Genomic DNA, 23,861 nt, shown 5'->3' on the forward strand with positions numbered 1-23,861 from the left:
CTATGCAACGAGGGATAGTCTGGATCGTCGATGACGATAGCTCCATCCGCTGGGTGCTTGAGCGCGCGCTCACCGGCGCGGGCCTGAGCTGCGCCACCTTCGAAGGCGGCAATGACGTGCTGGAAGCCTTGGCCACGCAAACTCCCGACGTGTTGCTGTCCGATATCCGCATGCCGGGCATCGATGGTCTGGCGCTGCTCAAGCAGATCAAACAGCGCCACCCGATGCTGCCGGTGATCATCATGACCGCGCATTCGGATTTGGACGCGGCCGTCAGCGCCTATCAGCAAGGGGCCTTCGACTACCTGCCGAAACCGTTCGACATCGACGAAGCGGTGGCGCTGGTCGAGCGCGCCATCAGCCATTATCAAGAGCAGCAGCAGCCGGTGCGCAGCCAGCCGGCCAGCGATCCGGCAGCGGACATCATCGGCGAAGCGCCGGCGATGCAGGACGTGTTTCGCATCATCGGCCGGCTGTCACGTTCGTCGATCAGCGTGCTGATCAACGGCGAATCCGGCACCGGCAAGGAACTGGTGGCGCATGCGCTGCACCGCCACAGCCCGCGCGCCAAGTCGCCGTTCATCGCCCTGAACATGGCCGCTATTCCCAAGGATCTGATCGAGTCCGAGCTGTTCGGCCACGAGAAAGGCGCCTTCACCGGCGCGAACCAAATCCGTCAGGGACGCTTTGAACAGGCCGACGGCGGCACGCTGTTCCTCGACGAGATCGGCGATATGCCGCTCGACGTGCAAACGCGTCTGCTGCGGGTGCTGGCGGACGGCCAGTTTTACCGGGTCGGCGGCTATGCGCCGGTGAAGGTCGACGTGCGCATCATCGCCGCCACGCACCAGAACCTGGAATTGCGGGTACAGGAAGGCAAGTTCCGCGAGGATCTGTTCCACCGCCTGAACGTGATCCGCGTACACCTGCCGCCGCTGCGCGAGCGTCGGGAAGACATCCCGCGGCTGGCGCGCCACTTCCTGCAGATCGCCGCCAAGGAGCTGGGCGTAGAGGCCAAGAACCTGCATCCGGAAACAGAAACCGCGCTGACCCGCCTGCCTTGGCCGGGGAACGTGCGCCAGCTGGAGAATACCTGCCGCTGGCTGACGGTGATGGCCGCCGGGCAAGAGGTGCTGATTCAGGATCTGCCGAGCGAACTGTTCGAAACCGCCGCACCGGAGAGCCCCAGCCACAGCCTGCCGGACAGCTGGGCCACGCTGCTGGCGCAGTGGGCCGATCGCGCGCTGCGTTCCGGTCATCAAAATCTGCTGTCGGAAGCGCAGCCGGAGATGGAGCGTACACTGCTCACCACCGCCTTGCGTCACACCCAGGGGCACAAACAGGAAGCCGCACGCCTGCTGGGCTGGGGGCGCAATACCCTGACCCGCAAGCTCAAAGAACTGGGCATGGAATAGGCGCTGAGGTTGATGATAAAAAACGCAGCCCAGCGCACAAAAAAACGCCAACCGCAGACTTTACAGCCGGTGCGGGCGCAGTATGATCGTGTCGCACACTCCGGAGGTTGACGATGCTGGACTCATTCATCGTGTTCATTTCTCAGGGCGCGGAGCTGGGCTCCGCCGCCAGCCACACCCCGCAGGCGGCGGTCGCCGCGGTGTTGTGCGCCGCGCTGATTAACTTCTTCAGTTAAAAAAACAGCCGCATCAGCGGCTGTTTTTTCATCCTCAGATCACCCGAGAGAACTGCTGGCTGCGCGCCTGTTGCCGCAGATAGCGGTCGAAGCACATGCAGATATTGCGGATCAGCAACCGCCCGCGCGGCGTAACGCGAATGCCTTGCTCGTCGCGCTCCACCAGCCCATCGCGTTCAAACGGCGCCAGCAGCTGCAGGTCTTCGGCGAAGTAAGCGGTGAAATCGATGCCGTATTGCCGTTCAAGTGGCTGATACGCCAACCGGAAGTTGCAGATCAACGTTTTGATCAGATCGCGCCGCAGGCAATCGTCGTCCGTCAGCGCCAACCCGCGCCACAGGGCGTTGCCCTGCGCCGGTACGCTCTCATAGTAACGCTTCAGCTCTTTCTGGTTCTGCGCATAGCTGTCGCCGAGCATGCTGATGGCCGACACGCCCAACCCCAGCAGATCGCTGTCGCCCTGGGTGGTGTAGCCCTGGAAATTGCGGTGCAGCTTGCCTTCGCGTTGCGCAATCGCCAGCTCATCGTCCGGGCGTGCAAAGTGATCCATGCCGATAAACTGATAGCCGGCGTCAGTCAGGAACGCGATGCTTTGCTGCAGGATATCCAGCTTCTGCTGCGCGCTGGGCAGATCGGCATCTTTGATTTTGCGCTGGGCTGCGAATAAATTCGGCATATGCGCGTAGTTGAACACGCTGAGGCGATCGGGATTCAGTTCAGCCACCCGCTGCAGCGTGAAGGCGAAGCTTTCCGGCGTCTGTTTCGGCAGGCCGTAGATCAGATCAATATTGGTCGAGCGGAAGCCCAGCACTTTGGCCCGCTCGATCAGGGCGAAGATAAAGGCTTCATCCTGCTCGCGGTTGACCAACGCCTGCACCTGCTTGTTGAAATCCTGCACCCCCATGCTCAGGCGGTTAAAGCCTTCGGCGCGTAAATGATCGAGCACATCCAGCGCTATCTCGCGCGGATCGACTTCGATCGACATCTCCGCATCGGGCAGAAAATCAAAATGTTCGCGCAGCAGCGCCACCAGCCGGCTGATTTGCGCTTTGTCCAGGTAGGTTGGCGTACCGCCGCCCCAGTGCATCTGGCCAACCTTGCGGCCGGCGAACAGCGGCGCACGGCTGGCGATCTCTTGCGCCAGGACATTCAGGTATTCATCGGCCTTGTGCGTCTGACGCGTCACCAGTTTGTTGCAGCCGCAGAAGTAGCACAGCTTATGGCAGAAAGGGATATGCACGTACAGCGACAGCGGGCGCTCAGGGTAGCGCGCCGCGGCGCGTTGAAACGCCGCTTCGTCGTAGCGCTGGTTAAACTCCAGCGCCGTGGGGTATGAGGTATAACGCGGCCCTGAGTAGTTATATTTTTGGATCAGGGCCAAATCCCAGACAATCGTCTGCTCTGACATGCTCACTCCTTCCGATATCTTTTTCTACCGGGCCGGGAGAGAGGCGGTTGTCTGCGCTGTCTGGCCACGGAAGCGCTGCGAAAACGCGCTTTGCGCTTAGACAGCCGCCATAGTTTACCGAATAACCACAGCAGATAACACATCAAGAGTAGGGCTATTGTCGGGATCAGCCACATGGCGCGTTAAAAAGCGTCCTTCGGGTTGCCGCCTTTCAGCAGCTTCAGAATATCTTCCTGCTTCTCTTCTTCTTCCTCGTCGTCTTCATCGCCCAGCTCGATGCCCAGCACGTCCATCAGCACATCGATGCGATCCAGCGTCTTGTCGACATACGCCTGCTCTTGCGCGTTCAGCGTTTCGCCATCGTCGATGCGATCCAGCAGCGCGTTCAGACGTTCGTCATTTTCCAGCTTCGCCAGCTCTTCTTCCGGCGACAGGCGCGGTTTTGCTTCAGCCTTTGGCTTCGGCTGCGGTTTGGCCTTCACTTTGGTTTCGTCGACCACCAGCGCAACCGGCACTTTACTGCCGATACGCGGATCTTTGGCTTCCGCCGCCGATTTGTTTTTCTGGCTGCCGGACTCGACCTGAGTGCGCGAACCGGAAGCGTGGCCGCGGCGTTTTTTCAGGCGTTTGCGCTCACGCGCTTCCTGATCGAGCTCCATACGGCTTTTCTTTTTCGTTTTTGACTTCGCCGCGCTGCCGCGAGGTGCTTTTGATGGCTGGTTCATAGCGTGTGCTCTTAGGTATGTAGATTCAGTATAGAATTGCGGCGGAATCTAGCAGAAAGCGGACAAAGAAAAAAGGCGGCAGGTTAAACCTGCCGCCTATTTCGCACCTTCTTGCGAAGGGTATTCCTGTTACGCGCTCCTTGCGTACATGCAACATCCCGGTTTTTCCTTCTGCTATAACCGCATTCCCTGCCACTACGTCCTTCATCCTGAAAGGAAAATCGTCCATGGCGCAATCCATTCGCATCCGCTCTTCCCGAGCGCGCTTCCTGCGGGCATCCAAACTGCCGATACTTCACCATCCGATGTGCCTGCCGCCTATTCCGGTGCGAAAGGGTCACTTCCTTTTGCGTTCATCCTGGCACTCATTGCACGCCCTGTGCATTCCCTGAGATTTGTCATCCTTCCCGGATGTTCCCTAATCCTGCGCAACCCTGCGTTAACGAGTACTTTACGTTATTGTTGCGAAGGCTCAAGGCACCGGAGGCCGATTTGACTGACATTTCCACACAACGAAAAAACAACACATTGTTTTTAAAAAAGAAACAGAAATATCGCTTTCGAATAAAGCGACATTACCCGCGATTCGAATGGCAAATGTCTCACAACGTACGAGCAGCTTAACCGTCGTTTTATCGCGCCCCGCCGCTTAAAAACGGAGAAACACGCCATTTTTACCGCTGATGCAGTTATAATCGCCAGCCAGTTAGCCATCCTCACGGAGACGAAAAATTTTGACCAGCAAGAACTACAACTATCATGTGACCCATTTCGTCACCAGCGCACCCGATATTCGCCATCTTCCGGGGGATGCAGGAATTGAAGTCGCCTTTGCCGGCCGTTCCAACGCCGGTAAATCCAGCGCGCTGAATACGCTGACCAACCAAAAAAGCCTGGCGCGCACCAGTAAGACGCCGGGGCGCACCCAGCTGATTAACCTGTTCGAAGTGGAAGACGGCATTCGTCTGGTTGACCTGCCGGGTTATGGCTACGCCGAAGTGCCGGAAGAAATGAAGCGCAAATGGCAACGCGCGCTGGGCGAATACCTGCAGATGCGCAACAGCCTGAAAGGGCTGGTGGTGCTGATGGATATCCGCCATCCGCTGAAAGATCTCGACCAGCAGATGATCCAGTGGGCGGTCGACGTCGGCACGCCGGTGCTGGTGTTGCTGACCAAGGCCGACAAGCTGGCCTCCGGTGCACGCAAGGCACAGCTCAACATGGTGCGTGAAGCGGTGCTGCCGTTTATGGGGGATATCCAGGTCGAAGCCTTCTCATCGCTGAAAAAGATCGGCGTCGACAAGCTGCGCCAGAAGCTGGACACCTGGTTTAACGAGATCCCGCCGGAAGTGCTGCCGGAAGAAGACATCGGCGAATAGGCCCTGATCGCACGTTTGAGCCGATGCCTCGCCGCATCGGCTTTTTTATGCCCGCAGATCGGCCGCAGGCGGGATTTTTCGTTATCTAATTACATTTTTGAAATAAAGCCATCATAAAGACTTATCGCCAAAACGGGCTTGTTTCGCCGAATTACGCGGATTGAGGGAGCGGAAGTTGAAATGAAAGTCGGGGCTGAGCGATAGGAAAAACGTATGGTTTGCTGCTGTTTTTACAATAAAAAACGCCCCAGTCAATACTGACTGGGGCGGCTAAATATTCAGCCAAATCCGATTACGTGAAGTAAAAGGTCTGAAAGATAGAACATCTTACCTCTGTACCCTACGCCTGTAACTCTACATCATTTTTTCGCAGGGCAAAAGAATTTTTTGTAGTTTACTTACACAATTTGAGACGCAAGAACGGCGAAGTTGGGGAAACTATCGCCGCATCTTGTAGCTTAATTACGAAAAGTGCTTAGCTTCTCGCCAGTTAGCGCATACGGCGATAACCCGGCGATCAGTGCGCCTCATCCCAGTTCATGCCGACGCCCACATCGACCTTCAGCGGCACCGCCAGCGTCATGCTGCCTTCCATCAGTTGGCGGATACGTTGGCTGGCTTCGTCGATCACCGACTCGTGCACCTCGAACACCAATTCATCGTGCACCTGCATGATCGCGCGCACCAACGGCTTCTCCTGCCCCTGGAGCCAGGCGTCGACCTCTATCATCGCACGCTTGATGATATCGGCCGCCGTGCCCTGCATCGGGGCGTTGATGGCGGCGCGCTCGGCCGCCTTGCGGCGCATGGCGTTGCTGGAGCGGACGTCCGGCAGATACAGACGGCGGCCGTCCAGCGTGCTGACATAGCCCTGCTCGGAAGCCTGCTGACGGGTGCGCTCCATGTAATCCAGCACGCCCGGGTAACGTTCGAAGTAGAGATCCATATAGCGCTGGGCTTCCCCACGCGGGATCCCCAGCTGACGCGCCAAGCCGAAGGCGCTCATGCCGTAAATCAAACCAAAGTTAATCGCCTTGGCGCTGCGGCGCTGCTCGCCGGTCACTTTATCCAACGGCACGCCGAAAACTTCCGACGCCGTGGCGCGGTGAATGTCTTTCCCTTCGGCGAAGGCCTTCAGCAGCCCTTCATCCTGAGACAGATGCGCCATGATGCGCAGCTCGATCTGCGAGTAGTCGGCCGCGACAATGCGGTAGCCTTCCGGCGCAATAAAGGCCTGGCGAATGCGCCGCCCTTCTTCGTTGCGCACCGGGATGTTCTGCAGGTTCGGATCGCTCGAGGAGAGGCGGCCGGTGGCGGTCACCGCCTGATGGTACGAGGTATGCACCCGCCCGCTGACCGGATTGATCATCAGCGGCAGCTTGTCGGTATAGGTGGTCTTCAGCTTCGCCAGGCCGCGGTATTCCAGAATCACCTTCGGCAGCGGGTAGTCGAGCGCCAGCTCGGCCAGCACTTCTTCATTGGTGGATGGCGCCCCGCCCGGGGTTTTCTTCAGCACCGGCAGCTTTTGTTTTTCGTACAAGATAGCCTGCAGCTGCTTGGTCGACGCCAGGTTGAACGGCTCTTCCGCCAGCTCGTGGGCCTGCGCCTCCAGCTCAGCCAGACGCTTGGCCAGCTCCTGGGAGTGGGCCGATAAAATGGCCGGATCGATCAGCACCCCGGTGCGTTCGATATGCGACAGCACCGGCAGCAGCGGCATTTCAATCTCGTTGAACACCGTCAGCAGTTCCGCGCTCTGTTTCAGCTGCGGCCACATCGCCAGATGCAGCTGCAGCGTGACATCGGCGTCTTCGGCAGCGTATGGCGCCGCCTGCTCAAGCGCGATCTGATTGAACGTCAGCTGGTTCTTGCCCTTGCCGGCGATCTCTTCGAAAGTGATGGTTTTGTGGCCAAGATAACGATCGGCCAGGCTGTCCATATCATGACGGCCGCCGACGCTGTCCAGCACATAGGACTCCAGCATGGTGTCGTAGGCGATGCCGCGCATCTCGATGCCGTAACGCGCCAGCAGGCTCATATCGAACTTCAGATTTTGCCCGACCTTGAGCGCTTTCTCGTCTTCCAGCAGCGGCTTGAGCGCCTCCAGCACGTAAGCGCGATCCAGCTGCGCCGGCGCATCCAGATAATCGTGCGCCACCGGCAAATAAGCCGCTTCGCCCGGCGCGATCGCAAAGGACAGGCCGATCAGATTGGCGGTCAGGGTATCCAGGCCATCGGTTTCGGTATCGAAGGCAAACACGTCGGCTTTTTTCAACCGCGCCAGCCAGTCGGTAAAGGTCGCTTCGTCCAGGATGGTGACATAACCGTCCTGAGACAGCTTGGCCTCCGCCAGCGCTTTCGGCGCTTCCGCGGCTACGGCTGGTTTGGCGGCGCCGGCAGCTTTCGCGCCCGCGCCTTTCTTGTTTTCCAACCAGACGCCGGCTTCTACGTCCGCCAGCCAGCGTTTGAACTCGTACTGTTTGAACAGCTGTTGCAGCGTGTCGACATCCGGCGCGGAGACCGTCAGGTCCGCACAGGTCAGATCCAGCTCGACGTCGGTTTTGATCGTCGCCAGCTTATAGGAGAGGTACGCGACCTCTTTATTCTGTTCCAGCTTGGCCGCCATGGTTTTGGCGCCGCGGAAGCTCAGCGTGGCGATGTTCTCCAGATTGCCGTACAGCGCATCCAGCCCGCCGATACCCTGCAACAACGCCTGGGCGGTTTTCTCGCCCACGCCCGGCACGCCGGGAATGTTGTCCGATGAATCGCCCATCAGCGCCAGGAAGTCGATGATCAGCTCCGGCGGAATGCCGTACTTGTCGCACACTTCCTGCGGGCCGAGGATCGTGTTGTTCATGGTGTTGATCAGGGTGACGTTCGGCGTCACCAGCTGCGCCATGTCTTTGTCGCCGGTGCTGATCAGCACCGCGTGGCCGGCCTTTTCGGCCTCCAGCGCCAGCGTACCGATGACGTCATCCGCCTCTACGCCGGGCGTCACCAATAGCGGCAGGCCCATCGCCTTGACCATGTTGTGCAGCGGCTCGATCTGCGCGCGCAGATCGTCCGGCATCGGCGGCCGGTGCGACTTGTATTCAGCGAACAGATCATCGCGGAAGGTCTTCCCTTTGGCATCAAACACCACGGCAACGTGGCTCGGTTGATACTGCAACAGCAGACTGCGCAGCATATTCAGCACGCCGTACATCGCGCCGGTCGGCTCGCCCGCCGAATTGGTCAGCGGCGGGAAGGCGTGATAAGCGCGGTAGAGGTAAGAGGAACCGTCAACCAGGATTAGTGGGTTTTCTGCAATCTGGGCCATAGCGTTTCTTTATCGTGATCGGACATAGGGGTAAGCATGCCATAGCTGGCCGCCGGAGACGAACCTTAGCGTGCATTGCGGACGAAAATGATGTGATTGTGCGCGAGGATCCGCAAGATCTTACCTGTGGATAACTTTGTGCATAGAAAAGAGACCGAATTATAACGCTGCGATTATCGTTATAACGGCGAATAAAATTCCTATTTAAATCACCGCGTTAAAAGAACGAATTCCGGCGACGCTTAATTATTGGCTTTTATTGGATTTGTGGATATAACTTTCGCCGGATTTTAATCGCACTATTAATCAAATTCGGCGCCTCAATTACCATAGCACAAGCTGGACAAGTTGCACGAAAACTCAGCAAATGGTTATCCGATGAGACGAAAAACAGTGATTTTAAGCGGCGCTTTACCCCGGCGATTTCTGTTAAAATGCGTTTTTGTTCATGCGCTTTGGCATGCAACGATGTTCCCACCAACCGTCAGCCCATAATCATGCCAAGATTGTTAACGCCTGTTATCTTTATCATTTCCGTCATACTTACCATTCTGGTGACGGTGTTATGCTCCATCCCCATCACGCTGGCCGGCATCGTGAAACTCGTGGTGCCCATTCCCGCCGTTTGGCGATATATCTCGGCTTTCGCCGATTTCATGATGTGGTGTTGGTGCCAAGGGCTGGCGCTGTTATTGCGCATTAACGGGCAATTGCGTTGGGATATTGAAGGGCTGGAAGGGTTGGATCGCAAAAACTGGTATCTGCTGATCAGCAACCACGAAAGTTGGTCAGACATTGTCGTGTTATGCGTGCTGTTCAGAAATCATATTCCAATGAATAAGTATTTCCTCAAGCAGCAGCTCGCCTGGGTGCCGTTTGTCGGCCTGGCCTGCTGGGCGCTGGACATGCCATTCATGAAGCGTTACTCCCGCGCCTATTTGCTCAAGCACCCGGAAAAACGCGGCAAGGATATCGAAACGACGCGCCGTTCCTGCGAAAAATTCCGCCAGCGCCCAACCACCATCGTCAATTTCGTCGAAGGCTCACGCTTCACCGAAGCCAAGAAAATTAAAAGCAATTCACCTTATCGCAATTTGCTGGCGCCCAAAGCTGCCGGCATCGCGTTTACCCTTAGCGCGCTGGGCAATCAGTTCGACAAAGTGTTGAACGTCACCCTGCTTTATCCGGAAAATAACCAGCGGCCCTTTCTGGATATGCTGTGCGGCCGCCTGACGCGTATCGTGGTGAGAATAGAGACGCTACCGATCGATGAAACCCTGCACGGTGATTATTTCAACGATAAACAGTTCAAGCGGCGCTTCCAGCTGTGGCTGAATACGCTGTGGCAGGAAAAAGACCGGTTGCTGGATAAATTGAAGCGGCAATACGGATAAAAAAACGCCGGCGATGCCGGCGTTTTTCATGTTGAATCAGGCTTATTTCTGCTGGCTGAGGAATTTAACCACATCGGCGAACTGCTTCACGTAAGCGTCCATCGAGCTGGTGTCCAGGCCATCGTTTTTAACCATGTATTTGCCGTTGACGAATACCGCCGGCACGCCGCGCAGCTGCAGATCTTCTGCGGCTTTCTCCTGTTGAACCACCAGAGATTTCACCACGAAGCTGTTCCAGGCCGCGTCATAATCTGCGGCGGTTACGCCCGCTTTCACGAAGACGTTACGGATATCGTCCGGCGTTTGCACGGTCTGGGTTTTCTGCACCGCTTCAAACATCAGCGGGCTTACTTTGTCTTCCACGCCCAGCGCCATCGCGACCGCCCACGCCTGAGTCAGCTGTTTGCCCAACGGCCCCAGGAACTCCACGTGGTACTTGGTCATTTTGGTGCCGGCAGGCAACGCTTTTTTTACGTTCTCGGACACGTGATAGACCTGCTCAAACTGGTAGCAGTGTGGGCAGTAAAAGGAGAAGAACTCCAGCACCTGCGGCTCACCGGTCACCGGCTTGTCCAGGGTCACGTACTGAGTGCCATCGCTAAACTGTGCCGCCGAGGCGCTGAATGCCATCACCATGCCAACGAGCGCCAACCATATTTTTTTCATAAGACTAAACTCTCCATTGTGTTAAAGCTTCAATACATTGGCGTCAGCTGCAGAGGAGGCTCCTGCAACAGCTTAACCTGTTCATTAAACGCCGCAGTCTGAGATAACCAGAAATCAGACTCCGCCATCCACGGAAAACTCTTAGGGAAGGCCGGATCCTGCCAACGGCGAGCGACCCAAGCCAGGTAATACACCATACGCATCGCCCGCAGTGGCTCAATTAACGCCAGCTCGCGCTGATCGAACTCGGCAAATTCGCCGTACGCCTCCAGCAAAACGTCCAGCTGCATCAGTTGGTCGCGACGTTCGCCGTGCAACAGCATCCACAGATCCTGAACCGCAGGGCCGTTGCGCGCGTCATCAAGATCGACGAACAGCGGGCCATCGCGCCACAGAATATTGCCCGGATGGCAATCGCCGTGCAAACGCCGCGGCTGCCAGTTCAGATGCCAGTGTGGCTTGATCGCCGCAATCAGGTTATCCGTCGCCTGCAGGAAGGCATCACGCTGAGCCGCCGGCAACAGCTCGCAATCGGCCAGCGCCTGACGCGGGGCAACGAGATACTCTTCAATCCCCATGGTTGGACGCTCGGCAAACAAACGCTCGCCGCCGACCTGATGGATACGCCCCAGAAAACGGCCTACCCATTCCAACTGATCCAGATTGTCTATCTCGTATTGCCGGCCCCCCACGCTGGGGAACAGGGCAAAGAAAAAACCGCCGTGCGTATGCAGCGTAGCGCCTTGCAGCGCCAACGGCGCCACCGCCGGGATCTCCGCGCCGGCCAGATCCAGAGCGAACTGATGTTCCTCACCGATTTGTGCGGCGCTCCAGCGCTCCGGGCGGTAAAACTTCACCACGTAGCGTCGACGATCCTCGTCCATAAACTGATAGACGCGGTTCTCATAGCTGTTCAGCGCCGTCAGGCCGGAATCGACGCGCAGGCCAATCCCTTCTAGCGCATCCATGATCAAATCGGGCGACAGGGTGTCGAAATTAAAAGCTGAGTTATTCATAACGTTCGTTTGATCGCTGACAGCACGGTGCCGGGAATGAGAAATAGTAGCATTAATGGCGCATTTCACGCGCTATGCTTTCTCGCACCGCACGAGGATCAATCCTTGATAACGCCGCGAGCGCGCAGCAACGCCGTTTTAAAATCTTCTTCGTAATCTTTCTTCAGGCCCGGGATCTGATCCGTGCCGGCGCTGCCGCGCATTTTCAGATGGTAAATAAGAATATCGTCGCTCACCTCGGACAATTCGCCCTGGAAGCCCGCTTCTTTCGCCAGCTTTTGCAAAAACTGCATCAAATTGAGATCGGGATCTTCCTGCCAGGCCGGGTGCAACAGCTCGATCAACTCGTTTACGCGATGCGTTTTCATCTCAATATCGTCCAATAGCATGAATAAACTCACAAAGTAACAGGCTTACCCACGCAGTGAAAGAACCGGCTTGTCAATAAAGGTAAATCCTGATGTCGCGCCGGCTTTAGCGCTACAATCAGCGCATCGACAAGGCGGGATAAACGAGATGCATAAAGAAATCAGCGGCGTCATTTTGGCCGGCGGACGGGCCACGCGCATGGGCGGTGAGGACAAAGGCCTAGTGTCGATTGGCGGGATCGCACTCTATCAACACGTATTGGCTCGGTTACGCCCGCAGGTGGCTTCCGTCGCTATCAGCGCCAATCGCAATCAGGCACGTTACCAGGCGAGCGGTTTGCCGGTGATTGGCGATCTGACGCCCGATTTCGCCGGACCGCTGGCAGGCATGCTGGCCGGGCTCAAACAGGCTCCCAGCGAATGGGTGGTCTTCGTCCCTTGTGATGTCCCCGACTTTCCCGCCGACTTAGTCGCTCAGCTATGGCAGCAAAAAGGCGCGGCGCAGGCGGCCTTTGCCAGCGATGATGAACGAGATCACCCCACGCTGGCGTTACTGCATAGCCAAATAGCGCCGCAGCTGGCCGACTATCTGGCGCGCGGTGAACGCAAGCTGATGCTGTTCTTGCATCAAATTGGCGCACAACGCGTAGTGTTCAGCGGGCAGCAAGCGGCATTTCATAACCTGAATACGCCGGCTGACTGCCTGAATTGGCAACAAACGCGAGAGCTCAAAAAATGAATCGTTCATTGCCTCCCTTGCTGGCCATCGGCGCCTACAGCGGAACGGGGAAAACGACCCTGCTCAAACAGCTGATCCCGTTGCTGAAACAACGCCAGGTAAGGATTGGACTGATCAAACATACGCATCACGACATGGATGTGGATACGCCGGGTAAAGACAGCTATGAGCTGCGTAAAGCAGGCGCCGAGCAAACGCTGGTCGCCAGCGATCGCCGCTGGGCATTAATGACCGAAACGCCGGAGCAACAACCTTTGGATCTGCGCTATCTGGCTGGGCGCTTTGACGCCGATAAGGTCGACTTGATTCTGGTAGAAGGGTTCAAACATGAGCCGGTCAGCAAGATCCTGCTTTATCGGGCCGAGATCGGCAGACCGTTGGAAGACATGCTGGATCAGTTTGTCGTCGCGGTAGCCAGCGATCGACCGCTATCCATTTCGGCTAAGCAGCTGGATCTCAATCAACCGGAAAGCATCGCCGACTTTATTGTCGAGTGGTTGAAAGGCGCAGCGTAGCTGCGCTTTTTTACGTTTTACGCACAGCAAAAAGCCCTGAACGTCAGTTCAGGGCTTTCGGCTTTGTTTGATGCCTGGCAGTGTCCTACTCTCGCATGGGGAGGCCCCACACTACCATCGGCGCTACGGCGTTTCACTTCTGAGTTCGGCATGGGGTCAGGTGGGACCACCGCGCTATTGCCGCCAGGCAAATTCTGTTTCATTCCAACCGCTTCACTTCCATGAAGCCATCAGAACCAATCTTGGAACGTCGCTGAAAATCTCTCTAAAAACACCTTCGGTGTTGTAAGGTTAAGCCTCACGGATCATTAGTACTGGTTAGCTCAATGCATCGCTGCACTTACACACCCAGCCTATCAACGTCTTAGTCTTAAACGTTCCTTCAGGGGCCTTGAAGGCCCAGGGAAGACTCATCTTGAGGCAAGTTTCGCGCTTAGATGCTTTCAGCGCTTATCTTTTCCGCACTTAGCTACCGGGCAATGCCATTGGCATGACAACCCGAACACCAGTGGTGCGTTCACTCCGGTCCTCTCGTACTAGGAGCAACCCCTCTCAATCTTCCAACGCCCACGGCAGATAGGGACCGAACTGTCTCACGACGTTCTAAACCCAGCTCGCGTACCACTTTAAATGGCGAACAGCCATACCCTTGGGACCTACTTCAGCCCCAGGATGTGATGAGCCGACATCGAGGTGCCAAACACCGCCGTCGATATGAACTCTTGGGCGGTATCAGCCTGTTATCCCCGGAGTACCTTTTATCCGTTGAGCGATGGCCCTTCCATTCAGAACCACCGGATCACTAAGACCTACTTTCGTACCTGCTCGAGCCGTCACTCTCGCAGTCAAGCTAGCTTATGCCTTTGCACTAACCTCACGATGTCCGACCGTGATTAGCTAACCTTCGTGCTCCTCCGTTACTCTTTGGGAGGAGACCGCCCCAGTCAAACTACCCACCAGACACTGTCCTCACCCCAGATTATGGGGCCGAGTTAGAACATCAAACATTAAAGGGTGGTATTTCAAGGATGGCTCCACGCAGACTGGCGTCCACGCTTCAAAGCCTCCCACCTATCCTACACATCAAGGCTCAATGTTCAGTGTCAAGCTATAGTAAAGGTTCACGGGGTCTTTCCGTCTTGCCGCGGGTACACTGCATCTTCACAGCGAGTTCAATTTCACTGAGTCTCGGGTGGAGACAGCCTGGCCATCATTACGCCATTCGTGCAGGTCGGAACTTACCCGACAAGGAATTTCGCTACCTTAGGACCGTTATAGTTACGGCCGCCGTTTACTGGGGCTTCGATCAAGAGCTTCGCCTTGCGGCTGACCCCATCAATTAACCTTCCAGCACCGGGCAGGCGTCACACCGTATACGTCCACTTTCGTGTTTGCACAGTGCTGTGTTTTTATTAAACAGTTGCAGCCAGCTGGTATCTTCGACTGGCTTCAGCTCCATCCGCAAGGGACTTCACCTACATGCCAGCGTGCCTTCTCCCGAAGTTACGGCACCATTTTGCCTAGTTCCTTCACCCGAGTTCTCTCAAGCGCCTTGGTATTCTCTACCTGACCACCTGTGTCGGTTTGGGGTACGATTTAATGTTACCTGGAGCTTAGAGGATTTTCCTGGAAGCAGGGCATCAACTACTTCTGCACCGTAGTGCATCGTCATCACGCCTCAGGGTTAGCATGCAACCGGATTTACCAGGTCACACCCCCTACACGCTTAAACCGGGACAACCGTCGCCCGGCTAGCCTAGCCTTCTCCGTCCCCCCTTCGCAGTAACACCAAGTACAGGAATATTAACCTGTTTCCCATCGACTACGCTTTTCAGCCTCGCCTTAGGGGTCGACTCACCCTGCCCCGATTAACGTTGGACAGGAACCCTTGGTCTTCCGGCGAGCGGGCTTTTCACCCGCTTTATCGTTACTTATGTCAGCATTCGCACTTCTGATACCTCCAGCAACCCTCACAGGCCACCTTCAACGGCTTACAGAACGCTCCCCTACCCAACAACGCCTAAGCGTCGCTGCCGCAGCTTCGGTGCATGGTTTAGCCCCGTTACATCTTCCGCGCAGGCCGACTCGACCAGTGAGCTATTACGCTTTCTTTAAATGATGGCTGCTTCTAAGCCAACATCCTGGCTGTCTATGCCTTCCCACATCGTTTCCCACTTAACCATGACTTTGGGACCTTAGCTGGCGGTCTGGGTTGTTTCCCTCTTCACGACGGACGTTAGCACCCGCCGTGTGTCTCCCGTGATAACATTCTTCGGTATTCGGAGTTTGCATCGGTTTGGTAAGCCGGGATGGCCCCCTAGCCGAAACAGTGCTCTACCCCCGAAGATGAGTTCACGAGGCGCTACCTAAATAGCTTTCGGGGAGAACCAGCTATCTCCCGGTTTGATTGGCCTTTCACCCCCAGCCACAAGTCATCCGCTAATTTTTCAACATTAGTCGGTTCGGTCCTCCAGTTAGTGTTACCCAACCTTCAACCTGCCCATGGCTAGATCACCGGGTTTCGGGTCTATACCTTGCAACTAGTCGCCCAGTTAAGACTCGGTTTCCCTACGGCTCCCCTATACGGTTAACCTTGCTACAAAATATAAGTCGCTGACCCATTATACAAAAGGTACGCAGTCACACCACGAAGGTGCTCCCACTGCTTGTACGTACACGGTTTCAGGTTCTATTTCACTCCCCTCGCCGGGGTTCTTTTCGCCTTTCCCTCACGGTACTGGTTCACTATCGGTCAGTCAGGAGTATTTAGCCTTGGAGGATGGTCCCCCCATATTCAGACAGGATGTCACGTGTCCCGCCCTACTCATCGAACTCACGACCTGTGCATTTTAGTGTACGGGGCTATCACCCTTTACTGCGCGACTTTCCAGACGCTTCCACTAACACACAAGCCGATTCAGGTTCTGGGCTCCTCCCCGTTCGCTCGCCGCTACTGGGGGAATCTCGGTTGATTTCTTTTCCTCGGGGTACTTAGATGTTTCAGTTCCCCCGGTTCGCCTCATGCCACTATGTATTCATGACATGATAGTGTGTCGAAACACACTGGGTTTCCCCATTCGGGTATCGCCGGTTATAACGGTTCATATCACCTTACCGACGCTTTTCGCAGATTAGCACGCCCTTCATCGCCTCTGACTGCCTAGGCATCCACCGTGTACGCTTAGTCACTTAACCTCACAACCCGAAGATGTTTCCATCGTTCGCGCTGCAAACATTTGAGAGACTCTATGACAGGTTACTCTTTATCCCAATACATCTACGGAGGGACAAATTTCAGCCGTCATGTTTCAATTTTCAGCTTGTTCCAGATTGTTAAAGAGCAATATCTTAAACATGACTCGGAAGTCATCTTTAAGATATGGTGTATCGTCAGATACTTGAGACCGCCGCTTTCACCGGGTGGGTCGGAAGCTTGGCGTCCCCTAGGGGATTCGAACCCCTGTTACCGCCGTGAAAGGGCGGTGTCCTAGGCCTCTAGACGAAGGGGACACGACACCGTACTTTTATGACGCTTTTGCTCGTTACTTTTTCATCAGACAATCTGTGTGAGCACGCCACTCGAATCAATATCTTTAGGTAAGGAGGTGATCCAACCGCAGGTTCCCCTACGGTTACCTTGTTACGACTTCACCCCAGTCATGAATCACAAAGTGGTAAGCGCCCTCCCGAAGGTTAAGCTACCTACTTCTTTTGCAACCCACTCCCATGGTGTGACGGGCGGTGTGTACAAGGCCCGGGAACGTATTCACCGTAGCATTCTGATCTACGATTACTAGCGATTCCGACTTCATGGAGTCGAGTTGCAGACTCCAATCCGGACTACGACGTACTTTATGAGGTCCGCTTGCTCTCGCGAGGTCGCTTCTCTTTGTATACGCCATTGTAGCACGTGTGTAGCCCTACTCGTAAGGGCCATGATGACTTGACGTCATCCCCACCTTCCTCCAGTTTATCACTGGCAGTCTCCTTTGAGTTCCCGGCCGAACCGCTGGCAACAAAGGATAAGGGTTGCGCTCGTTGCGGGACTTAACCCAACATTTCACAACACGAGCTGACGACAGCCATGCAGCACCTGTCTCAGAGTTCCCGAAGGCACCAATCCATCTCTGGAAAGTTCTCTGGATGTCAAGAGTAGGTAAGGTTCTTCGCGTTGCATCGAATTAAACCACATGCTCCACCGCTTGTGCGGGCCCCCGTCAATTCATTTGAGTTTTAACCTTGCGGCCGTACTCCCCAGGCGGTCGATTTAACGCGTTAGCTCCGGAAGCCACGCCTCAAGGGCACAACCTCCAAATCGACATCGTTTACAGCGTGGACTACCAGGGTATCTAATCCTGTTTGCTCCCCACGCTTTCGCACCTGAGCGTCAGTCTTCGTCCAGGGGGCCGCCTTCGCCACCGGTATTCCTCCAGATCTCTACGCATTTCACCGCTACACCTGGAATTCTACCCCCCTCTACGAGACTCTAGCTTGCCAGTTTCAAATGCAGTTCCCAGGTTGAGCCCGGGGATTTCACATCTGACTTAACAAACCGCCTGCGTGCGCTTTACGCCCAGTAATTCCGATTAACGCTTGCACCCTCCGTATTACCGCGGCTGCTGGCACGGAGTTAGCCGGTGCTTCTTCTGCGAGTAACGTCAATTGATGAGCGTATTAAGCTCACCACCTTCCTCCTCGCTGAAAGTGCTTTACAACCCGAAGGCCTTCTTCACACACGCGGCATGGCTGCATCAGGCTTGCGCCCATTGTGCAATATTCCCCACTGCTGCCTCCCGTAGGAGTCTGGACCGTGTCTCAGTTCCAGTGTGGCTGGTCATCCTCTCAGACCAGCTAGGGATCGTCGCCTAGGTGAGCCATTACCCCACCTACTAGCTAATCCCATCTGGGCACATCTGATGGCAAGAGGCCCGAAGGTCCCCCTCTTTGGTCTTGCGACGTTATGCGGTATTAGCTACCGTTTCCAGTAGTTATCCCCCTCCATCAGGCAGTTTCCCAGACATTACTCACCCGTCCGCCGCTCGTCACCCAGGGAGCAAGCTCCCCTGTGCTACCGCTCGACTTGCATGTGTTAAGCCTGCCGCCAGCGTTCAATCTGAGCCATGATCAAACTCTTCAATTAAAAGCTTGATTTGCTTCCACTCGAGAAGCGATGCTCAAAGATTTACTGCATGAATTTTACTTCAGTTAGTCACTCTTCAAGACTTGATATTTTTTTGCATCCGAAGATGCTGGATATCGTCTTGTGGAGTGCCCACACAGATTGTCTGATAAATTGTTAAAGAGCAGTGAGTTAGGCGCTTTCGCTTGCCAACTCGAGGTGGCGTATATTACGCTTTTCACCCGGAGAGTCAAGCGTTTATTTCGCTTTTCTCTCGCTGACCCGGCGGCTTGTCAGTCGTTGTTCCCGGTCAGTGGAGGCGCATTATAGGGAGTTCTCGGCGGGCCGCAACCCCTAAATGCAAAAAACTTTTCAAGCGCGGATTTTTTCGGCAAAAGGGCGAAAAAGCGACGAATTTATGTCACTTTTTCAGGCAAACAGCCATAAAAGCTGGCGATCGCTGGAGTAAAATAGAAATAACGATGTCAGTAAGGACCCGCAGCCATGCCGTTAAATGCACAACAACAGGCCGCCCAACGCAATCTTTCTTATCTGCTTGCAGAGAAACTCGGCCAACAAATTCTGGCAGGCGATTATCAGGCCGGCAGCATCCTGCCCGGTGAAATGGAACTGGGCGAGCAATTCGGCGTCAGCCGCACAGCGGTGCGCGAAGCGGTAAAGATGTTAGCCGCCAAAGGCATGTTGTTGCCGCGCCCGCGCATTGGCACCCGCGTGATGCCGCAAAGCCAATGGAATTTCCTCGATCAGGATTTACTGACCTGGTGGATGACGCGGGAAAACTTCGATCAGGTGATGCAACACTTCCTCATATTGCGCACTTCGTTGGAACCGCAGGCCTGCGCGTTGGCGGCAGACCACGCCAGCCCACAGCAAACCAAACTGCTGGCGGAACTGATGGCGGAGATGTGCGCGCTGCATACCCAGTTTGATCGCGAGCGCTGGATCCAGGTCGATACTCAATTCCACCAGCTCATCTACGAGGCCAGCGGCAATCCGTTCCTGACCTCGTTCGCTAACCTGTTCAGTTCGGTGTATCAGAGTTACTTCCGCGCCATCACCGGCAATGAAGTGATCAAGCTGCGCCACCATCAGGCTATCGTCGATGCGATACTCGCCGGAGACAGCGCAGGCGCCCTCGTCGCCTGCCAAGTTTTGCTGAAAGAGAAAGACTAGACACGCTCCCCGCTTATAGATAGAAGAAAGAGATGAGGGAGAGACGACCATTTAACCAGGACCGACCATGACCCAATCCGCGCGCAGTATGGCAGGACTCCCGTGGATCGCCGCAATGGCGTTCTTTATGCAGGCGCTGGACGCCACCATCCTCAACACGGCGCTGCCGGCGATCGCCCACAGCCTCGGGCACTCGCCGCTGGCGATGCAATCTGCCGTCATCAGCTATACGCTGACGGTGGCGATGCTGATCCCGGTCAGCGGTTGGCTGGCGGACCGCTTCGGCACCCGCCGCGTGTTCATCTTCGCCGTCACGCTATTCACCCTCGGCTCACTGCTGTGCGCCCTCTCTCCCACGTTGAGCGCGCTGGTCGCTTCTCGCGTGCTGCAGGGCATCGGCGGCGCGATGATGATGCCGGTCGCGCGGTTGGCGCTACTGCGCGCCTACCCGCGCAGCGAACTGCTGCCGGTGCTGAACTTCGTCACCATGCCCGGCCTGGTCGGGCCGATTCTGGGGCCGCTGCTGGGCGGGTGGCTGGTCACCTACGCCACCTGGCACTGGATTTTCCTGATCAATATCCCTATCGGCCTGCTCGGCATCTTCTATGCGCGCAAGTACATGCCGGACTTCACCACGCCCAAACGCCGCTTCGATTTTCTTGGCTTCATGCTGTTCGGCCTGAGCCTGGTGCTGATCTCCACCGGGCTGGAGCTGTTTGGCGAGCGGGTACTGGCAAGCTACGTTTCGCTGGGCATTCTGCTCAGCGGCTTCGTGATGCTGTTCGGCTACATCGCGCACGCCCGCCGTCATCCTCAGCCGCTGATCGGCCTCGACCTGTTCAAAACCCGCACCTTCTCGGTCGGCATCGCCGGCAACGTCGCGTCCAGGTTGGGCACCGGCTGCGTGCCATTTTTAATGCCGCTCATGCTGCAGGTGGGATTTGGCTACACGGCGATCGTCGCCGGCTGCATGATGGCACCGACCGCCATCGGCTCGCTGATGGCGAAATCCACCGTCACTCAGGTGTTGCGCTGGTTCGGCTACCGTAAAACGCTGGTCGGCATCACCGTTATCATCGGAGCGCTGATCGCGCAGTTCGCCCTGCAGAGCCCAGGCATGCCGCTGTGGCTGATGATCCTGCCGCTGTTCGTACTGGGCATGGCGATGTCCACCCAGTTCACCGCCATGAATACCATCAGCCTGGCGGATTTGAACGACGCCAACGCCAGCGCCGGCAACAGCGTCCTGGCGGTCACCCAACAGCTGTCCATCAGTTTCGGCGTAGCGATCAGCGCGGCGGTGCTGCGTTTTTACGAATCCCTGTCGTTAGGCACGATGATCGACCACTTCCATTACACCTTTATCACCATGGGGATCGTCACCGTGGCGTCGGCGCTGGTATTTATGTTGCTGAGAAGGAAAGATGGCCGCAACTTGATCAGCGGCCAGGAAAGCAAGAAAGAAGCGAAGGCGGCCAGTTAACGGTGGCCCACCGAGGCGCGTTCCACCAGCTCGGGCGTCAGCACCAGCACCTGGGGCGCGCGCTCCGGGTTTTGCAGGCGGTTGATCAGCGCATCGATCGCCAGCTCGCCCAGCGAATCCTTCGGCTGATGAATGGTGCTCAGCGGCGGCGCCAGATAACGGGCCAACTCAATGTCATCGTAGCCCATCACCGCCATATCCTGCGGCACGTAAAGCCCGGCCTGATACAGCGCCTGATAAACGCCTACCGCCACCGCGTCGTTGCCGGCAAACACCGCATGCGGCGGCTCATCCAGCGCCAGCAGTTGGCGCATGGCGTTCACCCCGCCCTCAAACTCAAAGTCGCAATGCACTTCATACCCTGGCGGAACCGGCAATCCAGCGCGACGCATCGCGTTGCGGTAGCCTTCCAGCCGGTGGCGAGCGGTGGTTTTATCCTGCGGGCCGGCGATGCAGGCAATCTTGCGGTAGCCGCGGGCGATCAGATGATCGGTCGCCATCTCACCGCCCAGCAGCGAGTTATCCTGAATAATGTCGTTGGCGCCCTCGAACGGCGCCCAGTCCATCATCACGATCGGCAGTGACGGGTAACGGCTCAGAGCATCTTGCGATGGTCGGTGGTTTTCGGTGCACATCAGCAGCAAACCGTCGACGCGCTTTTGCAGCAGCGTCTCCATGCTGCGGTTCATGCGCGCGGCGTCTTCTTCGGTATTGCACAGGATTAAACTGTAGCCGCGTTCATAACAGCTGCGCTCCACGCCGCGCACCACTTCGGCATAAAACGGGTTGTTGCTGGCGGTCACCAGCATGCCGATGGTGCGCGTCTGATTGAGCTTCAGGCTGCGCGCCAGCGCGGAAGGCGCATAGTTCAGCTGTTCCACGGCCGCCATGACCTTGTCGCGCACGCTGTCGCTGACAAAGCGATTGTTGTTGACCACATGCGACACGGTAGAGGTTGAAACGCCCGCCAGGCGGGCGACATCTTTCATGGTGGCCAAAGGATCACCCCTGCTGCTGCAAGAAGGCGTCGATCTCTTCACGCCACGGCACCGAAGGCTGCGCGCCGGGGCGGGTCACGGCGATCGCCGCCGCCGCATGGGCGAAACGCACCGCGTCGGCCATGACTTTGCCTTCCAACAGGGCAGTCACCAGCGCACCGTTAAAGGTATCGCCGGCGGCGATGGTATCCACCGCTTGCACCTTGAAGCCGGGCACCCGTTTGCCGTTGCCGTTTTCGCTCAGCCACACGCCGCGGCTACCGAGGGTGATGATCACCGTCGCGATGCCTTTGTCGTGCAGCGCCTGCGCCGCGCGCGCCGCATCGGCGTCGCTGTCCACGGCGATGCCGGTCAGGCGCTGCGCTTCGGTTTCATTCGGGGTGATCATATCAATCATCCCCAGCAGCTCGTCCGGCAGCTCGCGCGCCGGGGCCGGGTTGAGGATCACCTGCGTTTGATGTTGCTTCGCCAGGCGGGCGGCGGCGATCACCGTCTCCAGCGGCGACTCCAGCTGCATCAGCAGGGCGTCAGCGTCGATGACTTTTTGCCGGTAGCGCGCCAGGTAATCCGGCGTCACCGCGGCGTTGGCGCCGGCATTGATGCCGATCACGTTCTCGCCTTCGGCATTGACGAAGATCAGCGCCACGCCGGTGGTGCTGTCGGCGATGGCTTCAATCGGTTGGGTATCAATGCGATCGCTCGCCAGCTGCCGGCGGACACGCTCGCCGATATCGTCGGCACCCACGCAGGCGATAAAGGCGATCTCCGCCCCACTGCGCCCGGCCGCCACCGCCTGATTCGCGCCCTTGCCGCCAAACGCCACCTTATACTGCTTCCCGATCACCGTTTCGCCCGGGTGGGGGAATTGTTCAATATTGAGGATATGGTCGGCATTGATGCTGCCCAGAACCACCAGCTTACCTGTTTCCATCGCATTGATTCCTGAATTGCGCGCCATCGTAAACGCCCCGTTCCGATGGCGCTGGTATGACTTACTGAGTGACCAGTTTCAAATCGACCGGGATGGTCGCCGGCACTTTTTCGCCTTTCAGCACTTTATCGGCGGTTTCCACGCCGATCACGCCGATCTGATCGGGACGCTGCGCCACGGTCGCCGCCAGCTTGCCGCCTTCGACCGCTTTCACGCCGTCGGCGGTGCCGTCGAAGCCTACCACGATCACGTCGGTTTTACCGGCGGTTTGCAGCGCGCGCAGCGCACCTAACGCCATTTCATCGTTCTGGGCGAACACCGCCTGCACATCCGGGTGCGCGGTCAGCAGGTTCTGCATCACGTTCAGGCCCTTGGTGCGATCGAAATCGGCCGGCTGGCTGGCCAACAGTTTGAATTTATTCTGATCCAGCGACTGCTTGAAGCCTTCACCGCGTTCACGCGCGGCAGAGGTGCCGGCGATGCCTTCCAGCTGAATCACCTTGGCATCGGCGCCCACTTTCTTGGCAATGAAATCACCGGCCATTTTGCCGCCTACGCGGTTATCCGAAGCGATGTGGCTCACCACGTCACCCTTGCTCGCCACGCGGTCCAGCGTGATGACCGGGATCTTAGCCTGGTTGGCCATCTTGATGGCGTTACCCACCGCGTCGGAGTCGGTCGGGTTGATCAACAGCAGCTTGGGCGCGCGCACCATCAGATCCTGCACGTTGGCCAGCTCTTTCGCCGGGTTGTTCTGGGAATCCAGCACCACCAGGTTGTAGCCCAGCTTGTTGGCCTCTTGCTGCGCGCCGTCCTTCATCGAGACGAAGAACGGGTTGTTGAGGGTGGACACCACCAGCGCGATGGTGTCTTTAGCCATGGCATTGGCGCTCAGGGTGGCGCTCAGCGCGATGGCGGAGGCTAAGGTTGCCAGTTTTTTCATTTTCATCATCGTGATT

The 23,861-nt window shown here is 56.9% G+C and carries 17 protein-coding genes, 1 tRNA gene and 3 rRNA genes; 8 read left to right on the forward strand and 13 right to left on the reverse strand.

The annotated features are described in order from the left end of the window. Positions 1 to 2 precede the first annotated feature (2 nt). The gene (gene glnG / locus CPH57_RS20580) at positions 3 to 1,415 is read left to right on the forward strand and encodes a nitrogen regulation protein NR(I) (RefSeq protein WP_025304716.1); all 1,413 of its coding nucleotides are present in this window, start codon (positions 3 to 5) and stop codon (positions 1,413 to 1,415) included. 113 nt (positions 1,416 to 1,528) lie between these two features. Further along, positions 1,529 to 1,651 carry a YshB family small membrane protein gene (locus CPH57_RS24460; RefSeq protein ID WP_015379453.1) on the forward strand — a complete coding sequence of 41 codons (123 nt, stop codon included), beginning with the start codon at positions 1,529 to 1,531 and terminating at the stop codon, positions 1,649 to 1,651. 34 nt (positions 1,652 to 1,685) lie between these two features. Here the strand turns inward: CPH57_RS24460 and hemN are convergent, their stop codons facing one another. Both hemN and yihI read right to left on the reverse strand, forming a co-directional pair. Next, complete coding sequence (gene hemN, locus CPH57_RS20585) at positions 1,686 to 3,059, reverse strand: oxygen-independent coproporphyrinogen III oxidase (RefSeq protein WP_033645172.1); 1,374 nt, start codon at positions 3,057 to 3,059, stop codon at positions 1,686 to 1,688. 182 nt (positions 3,060 to 3,241) lie between these two features. Further along, on the reverse strand, positions 3,242 to 3,784 hold the full coding sequence (yihI, locus tag CPH57_RS20595) for a Der GTPase-activating protein YihI (RefSeq protein WP_015379455.1): 543 nt from the start codon (positions 3,782 to 3,784) through the stop codon (positions 3,242 to 3,244). A 734-nt stretch (positions 3,785 to 4,518) separates the two neighbouring features. Here yihI and yihA point away from each other — a divergent pair. Next, positions 4,519 to 5,163: a ribosome biogenesis GTP-binding protein YihA/YsxC gene (yihA, locus tag CPH57_RS20605; protein WP_004931258.1), complete on the forward strand. Its 645-nt coding sequence runs from the start codon at positions 4,519 to 4,521 to the stop codon at positions 5,161 to 5,163. Positions 5,164 to 5,680: 517 nt separating this feature from the next. Here yihA and polA read toward each other — a convergent pair. Next, positions 5,681 to 8,479, reverse strand: coding sequence for a DNA polymerase I (gene polA, locus CPH57_RS20610; protein ID WP_033652267.1), 2,799 nt, complete (start codon positions 8,477 to 8,479; stop codon positions 5,681 to 5,683). A 497-nt stretch (positions 8,480 to 8,976) separates the two neighbouring features. Between polA and CPH57_RS20615 the strand changes: the two genes are divergently transcribed. Continuing rightward, the gene (locus CPH57_RS20615; protein ID WP_033645170.1) at positions 8,977 to 9,873 is read left to right on the forward strand and encodes an acyltransferase; all 897 of its coding nucleotides are present in this window, start codon (positions 8,977 to 8,979) and stop codon (positions 9,871 to 9,873) included. Positions 9,874 to 9,915: 42 nt separating this feature from the next. On the opposite strand, the gene dsbA is transcribed toward CPH57_RS20615, so the two are convergent. The 3 genes from dsbA to CPH57_RS20630 all read right to left on the reverse strand — a co-directional run bounded on the left by dsbA (position 9,916) and on the right by CPH57_RS20630 (position 11,923). After that, positions 9,916 to 10,539 (reverse strand): thiol:disulfide interchange protein DsbA, encoded by a 624-nt coding sequence (gene dsbA, locus CPH57_RS20620; protein ID WP_025304721.1) that lies wholly within the window; start codon positions 10,537 to 10,539, stop codon positions 9,916 to 9,918. 29 nt (positions 10,540 to 10,568) lie between these two features. Continuing rightward, complete coding sequence (locus CPH57_RS20625; protein WP_042785605.1) at positions 10,569 to 11,555, reverse strand: serine/threonine protein kinase; 987 nt, start codon at positions 11,553 to 11,555, stop codon at positions 10,569 to 10,571. 98 nt (positions 11,556 to 11,653) lie between these two features. After that, on the reverse strand, positions 11,654 to 11,923 hold the full coding sequence (locus CPH57_RS20630) for a YihD family protein (RefSeq protein WP_096242861.1): 270 nt from the start codon (positions 11,921 to 11,923) through the stop codon (positions 11,654 to 11,656). Positions 11,924 to 12,071: 148 nt separating this feature from the next. Here CPH57_RS20630 and mobA point away from each other — a divergent pair, with 148 nt between their 5' ends. Together mobA and mobB are read left to right on the forward strand one after the other, a co-directional pair. Then, on the forward strand, positions 12,072 to 12,662 hold the full coding sequence (mobA, locus tag CPH57_RS20635) for a molybdenum cofactor guanylyltransferase MobA (protein WP_096242691.1): 591 nt from the start codon (positions 12,072 to 12,074) through the stop codon (positions 12,660 to 12,662). Beyond that, positions 12,659 to 13,177, forward strand: a complete 519-nt coding sequence (mobB, locus tag CPH57_RS20640; protein ID WP_033652270.1) for a molybdopterin-guanine dinucleotide biosynthesis protein MobB — start codon at positions 12,659 to 12,661, stop codon at positions 13,175 to 13,177. Before mobA ends, mobB begins: the two co-directional genes overlap by 4 nt. 72 nt (positions 13,178 to 13,249) lie before the next feature. Here mobB and rrf read toward each other — a convergent pair. From rrf to CPH57_RS20660, 4 genes are all read right to left on the reverse strand, one after another. Further along, a 5S ribosomal RNA gene (gene rrf, locus CPH57_RS20645) occupies positions 13,250 to 13,365 on the reverse strand. A 99-nt stretch (positions 13,366 to 13,464) separates the two neighbouring features. Beyond that, positions 13,465 to 16,372 (reverse strand): 23S ribosomal RNA (locus CPH57_RS20650). A gap of 239 nt (positions 16,373 to 16,611) precedes the next feature. Next, positions 16,612 to 16,687 (reverse strand) — tRNA-Glu (locus CPH57_RS20655). A gap of 88 nt (positions 16,688 to 16,775) precedes the next feature. After that, positions 16,776 to 18,317: ribosomal RNA gene (locus CPH57_RS20660) — 16S ribosomal RNA — on the reverse strand. Together the 16S, 23S and 5S rRNA genes with 1 tRNA gene alongside form the textbook arrangement of a ribosomal RNA operon. A 483-nt stretch (positions 18,318 to 18,800) precedes the next feature. On the opposite strand from CPH57_RS20660, the gene CPH57_RS20670 reads away from it, so the two are divergent. Together CPH57_RS20670 and mdtD are read left to right on the forward strand one after the other, a co-directional pair. Continuing rightward, positions 18,801 to 19,490 carry a FadR/GntR family transcriptional regulator gene (locus tag CPH57_RS20670; protein ID WP_096242692.1) on the forward strand — a complete coding sequence of 230 codons (690 nt, stop codon included), beginning with the start codon at positions 18,801 to 18,803 and terminating at the stop codon, positions 19,488 to 19,490. A 67-nt stretch (positions 19,491 to 19,557) separates the two neighbouring features. Then, complete coding sequence (gene mdtD, locus CPH57_RS20675; RefSeq protein WP_096242693.1) at positions 19,558 to 20,973, forward strand: multidrug transporter subunit MdtD; 1,416 nt, start codon at positions 19,558 to 19,560, stop codon at positions 20,971 to 20,973. On the opposite strand, the gene rbsR is transcribed toward mdtD, so the two are convergent. From rbsR to rbsB, 3 genes are all read right to left on the reverse strand, one after another. After that, positions 20,970 to 21,971, reverse strand: coding sequence for a ribose operon transcriptional repressor RbsR (rbsR, locus tag CPH57_RS20680; protein WP_096242694.1), 1,002 nt, complete (start codon positions 21,969 to 21,971; stop codon positions 20,970 to 20,972). The genes mdtD and rbsR overlap by 4 nt on opposite strands. A gap of 4 nt (positions 21,972 to 21,975) precedes the next feature. After that, entirely contained in the window at positions 21,976 to 22,902 is a 927-nt protein-coding gene (gene rbsK, locus CPH57_RS20685) for a ribokinase (protein WP_069100087.1), read from the reverse strand. 61 nt (positions 22,903 to 22,963) lie between these two features. Next, positions 22,964 to 23,851: a ribose ABC transporter substrate-binding protein RbsB gene (rbsB, locus tag CPH57_RS20690; protein WP_025160300.1), complete on the reverse strand. Its 888-nt coding sequence runs from the start codon at positions 23,849 to 23,851 to the stop codon at positions 22,964 to 22,966. Positions 23,852 to 23,861: the final 10 nt, after the last annotated feature.

The sequence above is a fragment of the Serratia sp. JKS000199 genome (genome assembly GCF_900215455.1).
Taxonomy (GTDB): Bacteria; Pseudomonadota; Gammaproteobacteria; order Enterobacterales; family Enterobacteriaceae; genus Serratia; species Serratia ureilytica.

Coding starts and splice junctions, on each gene's coding strand:
- mdtD (WP_096242693.1), top strand. CDS start 19,558: ATGACCCAATCCGCGCGCAGTATGGCAGGACTCCCGTGGATCGCCGCA.
- CPH57_RS20615 (WP_033645170.1), top strand. CDS start 8,977: ATGCCAAGATTGTTAACGCCTGTTATCTTTATCATTTCCGTCATACTT.
- CPH57_RS20630 (WP_096242861.1), bottom strand. CDS start 11,923: ATGAAAACGCATCGCGTAAACGAGTTGATCGAGCTGTTGCACCCGGCC.
- polA (WP_033652267.1), bottom strand. CDS start 8,479: ATGGCCCAGATTGCAGAAAACCCACTAATCCTGGTTGACGGTTCCTCT.
- mobB (WP_033652270.1), top strand. CDS start 12,659: ATGAATCGTTCATTGCCTCCCTTGCTGGCCATCGGCGCCTACAGCGGA.
- CPH57_RS20670 (WP_096242692.1), top strand. CDS start 18,801: ATGCCGTTAAATGCACAACAACAGGCCGCCCAACGCAATCTTTCTTAT.
- CPH57_RS20625 (WP_042785605.1), bottom strand. CDS start 11,555: ATGAATAACTCAGCTTTTAATTTCGACACCCTGTCGCCCGATTTGATC.
- mobA (WP_096242691.1), top strand. CDS start 12,072: ATGCATAAAGAAATCAGCGGCGTCATTTTGGCCGGCGGACGGGCCACG.
- rbsB (WP_025160300.1), bottom strand. CDS start 23,851: ATGAAAATGAAAAAACTGGCAACCTTAGCCTCCGCCATCGCGCTGAGC.
- rbsK (WP_069100087.1), bottom strand. CDS start 22,902: ATGGAAACAGGTAAGCTGGTGGTTCTGGGCAGCATCAATGCCGACCAT.
- yihI (WP_015379455.1), bottom strand. CDS start 3,784: ATGAACCAGCCATCAAAAGCACCTCGCGGCAGCGCGGCGAAGTCAAAA.
- dsbA (WP_025304721.1), bottom strand. CDS start 10,539: ATGAAAAAAATATGGTTGGCGCTCGTTGGCATGGTGATGGCATTCAGC.
- CPH57_RS24460 (WP_015379453.1), top strand. CDS start 1,529: ATGCTGGACTCATTCATCGTGTTCATTTCTCAGGGCGCGGAGCTGGGC.
- hemN (WP_033645172.1), bottom strand. CDS start 3,059: ATGTCAGAGCAGACGATTGTCTGGGATTTGGCCCTGATCCAAAAATAT.
- glnG (WP_025304716.1), top strand. CDS start 3: ATGCAACGAGGGATAGTCTGGATCGTCGATGACGATAGCTCCATCCGC.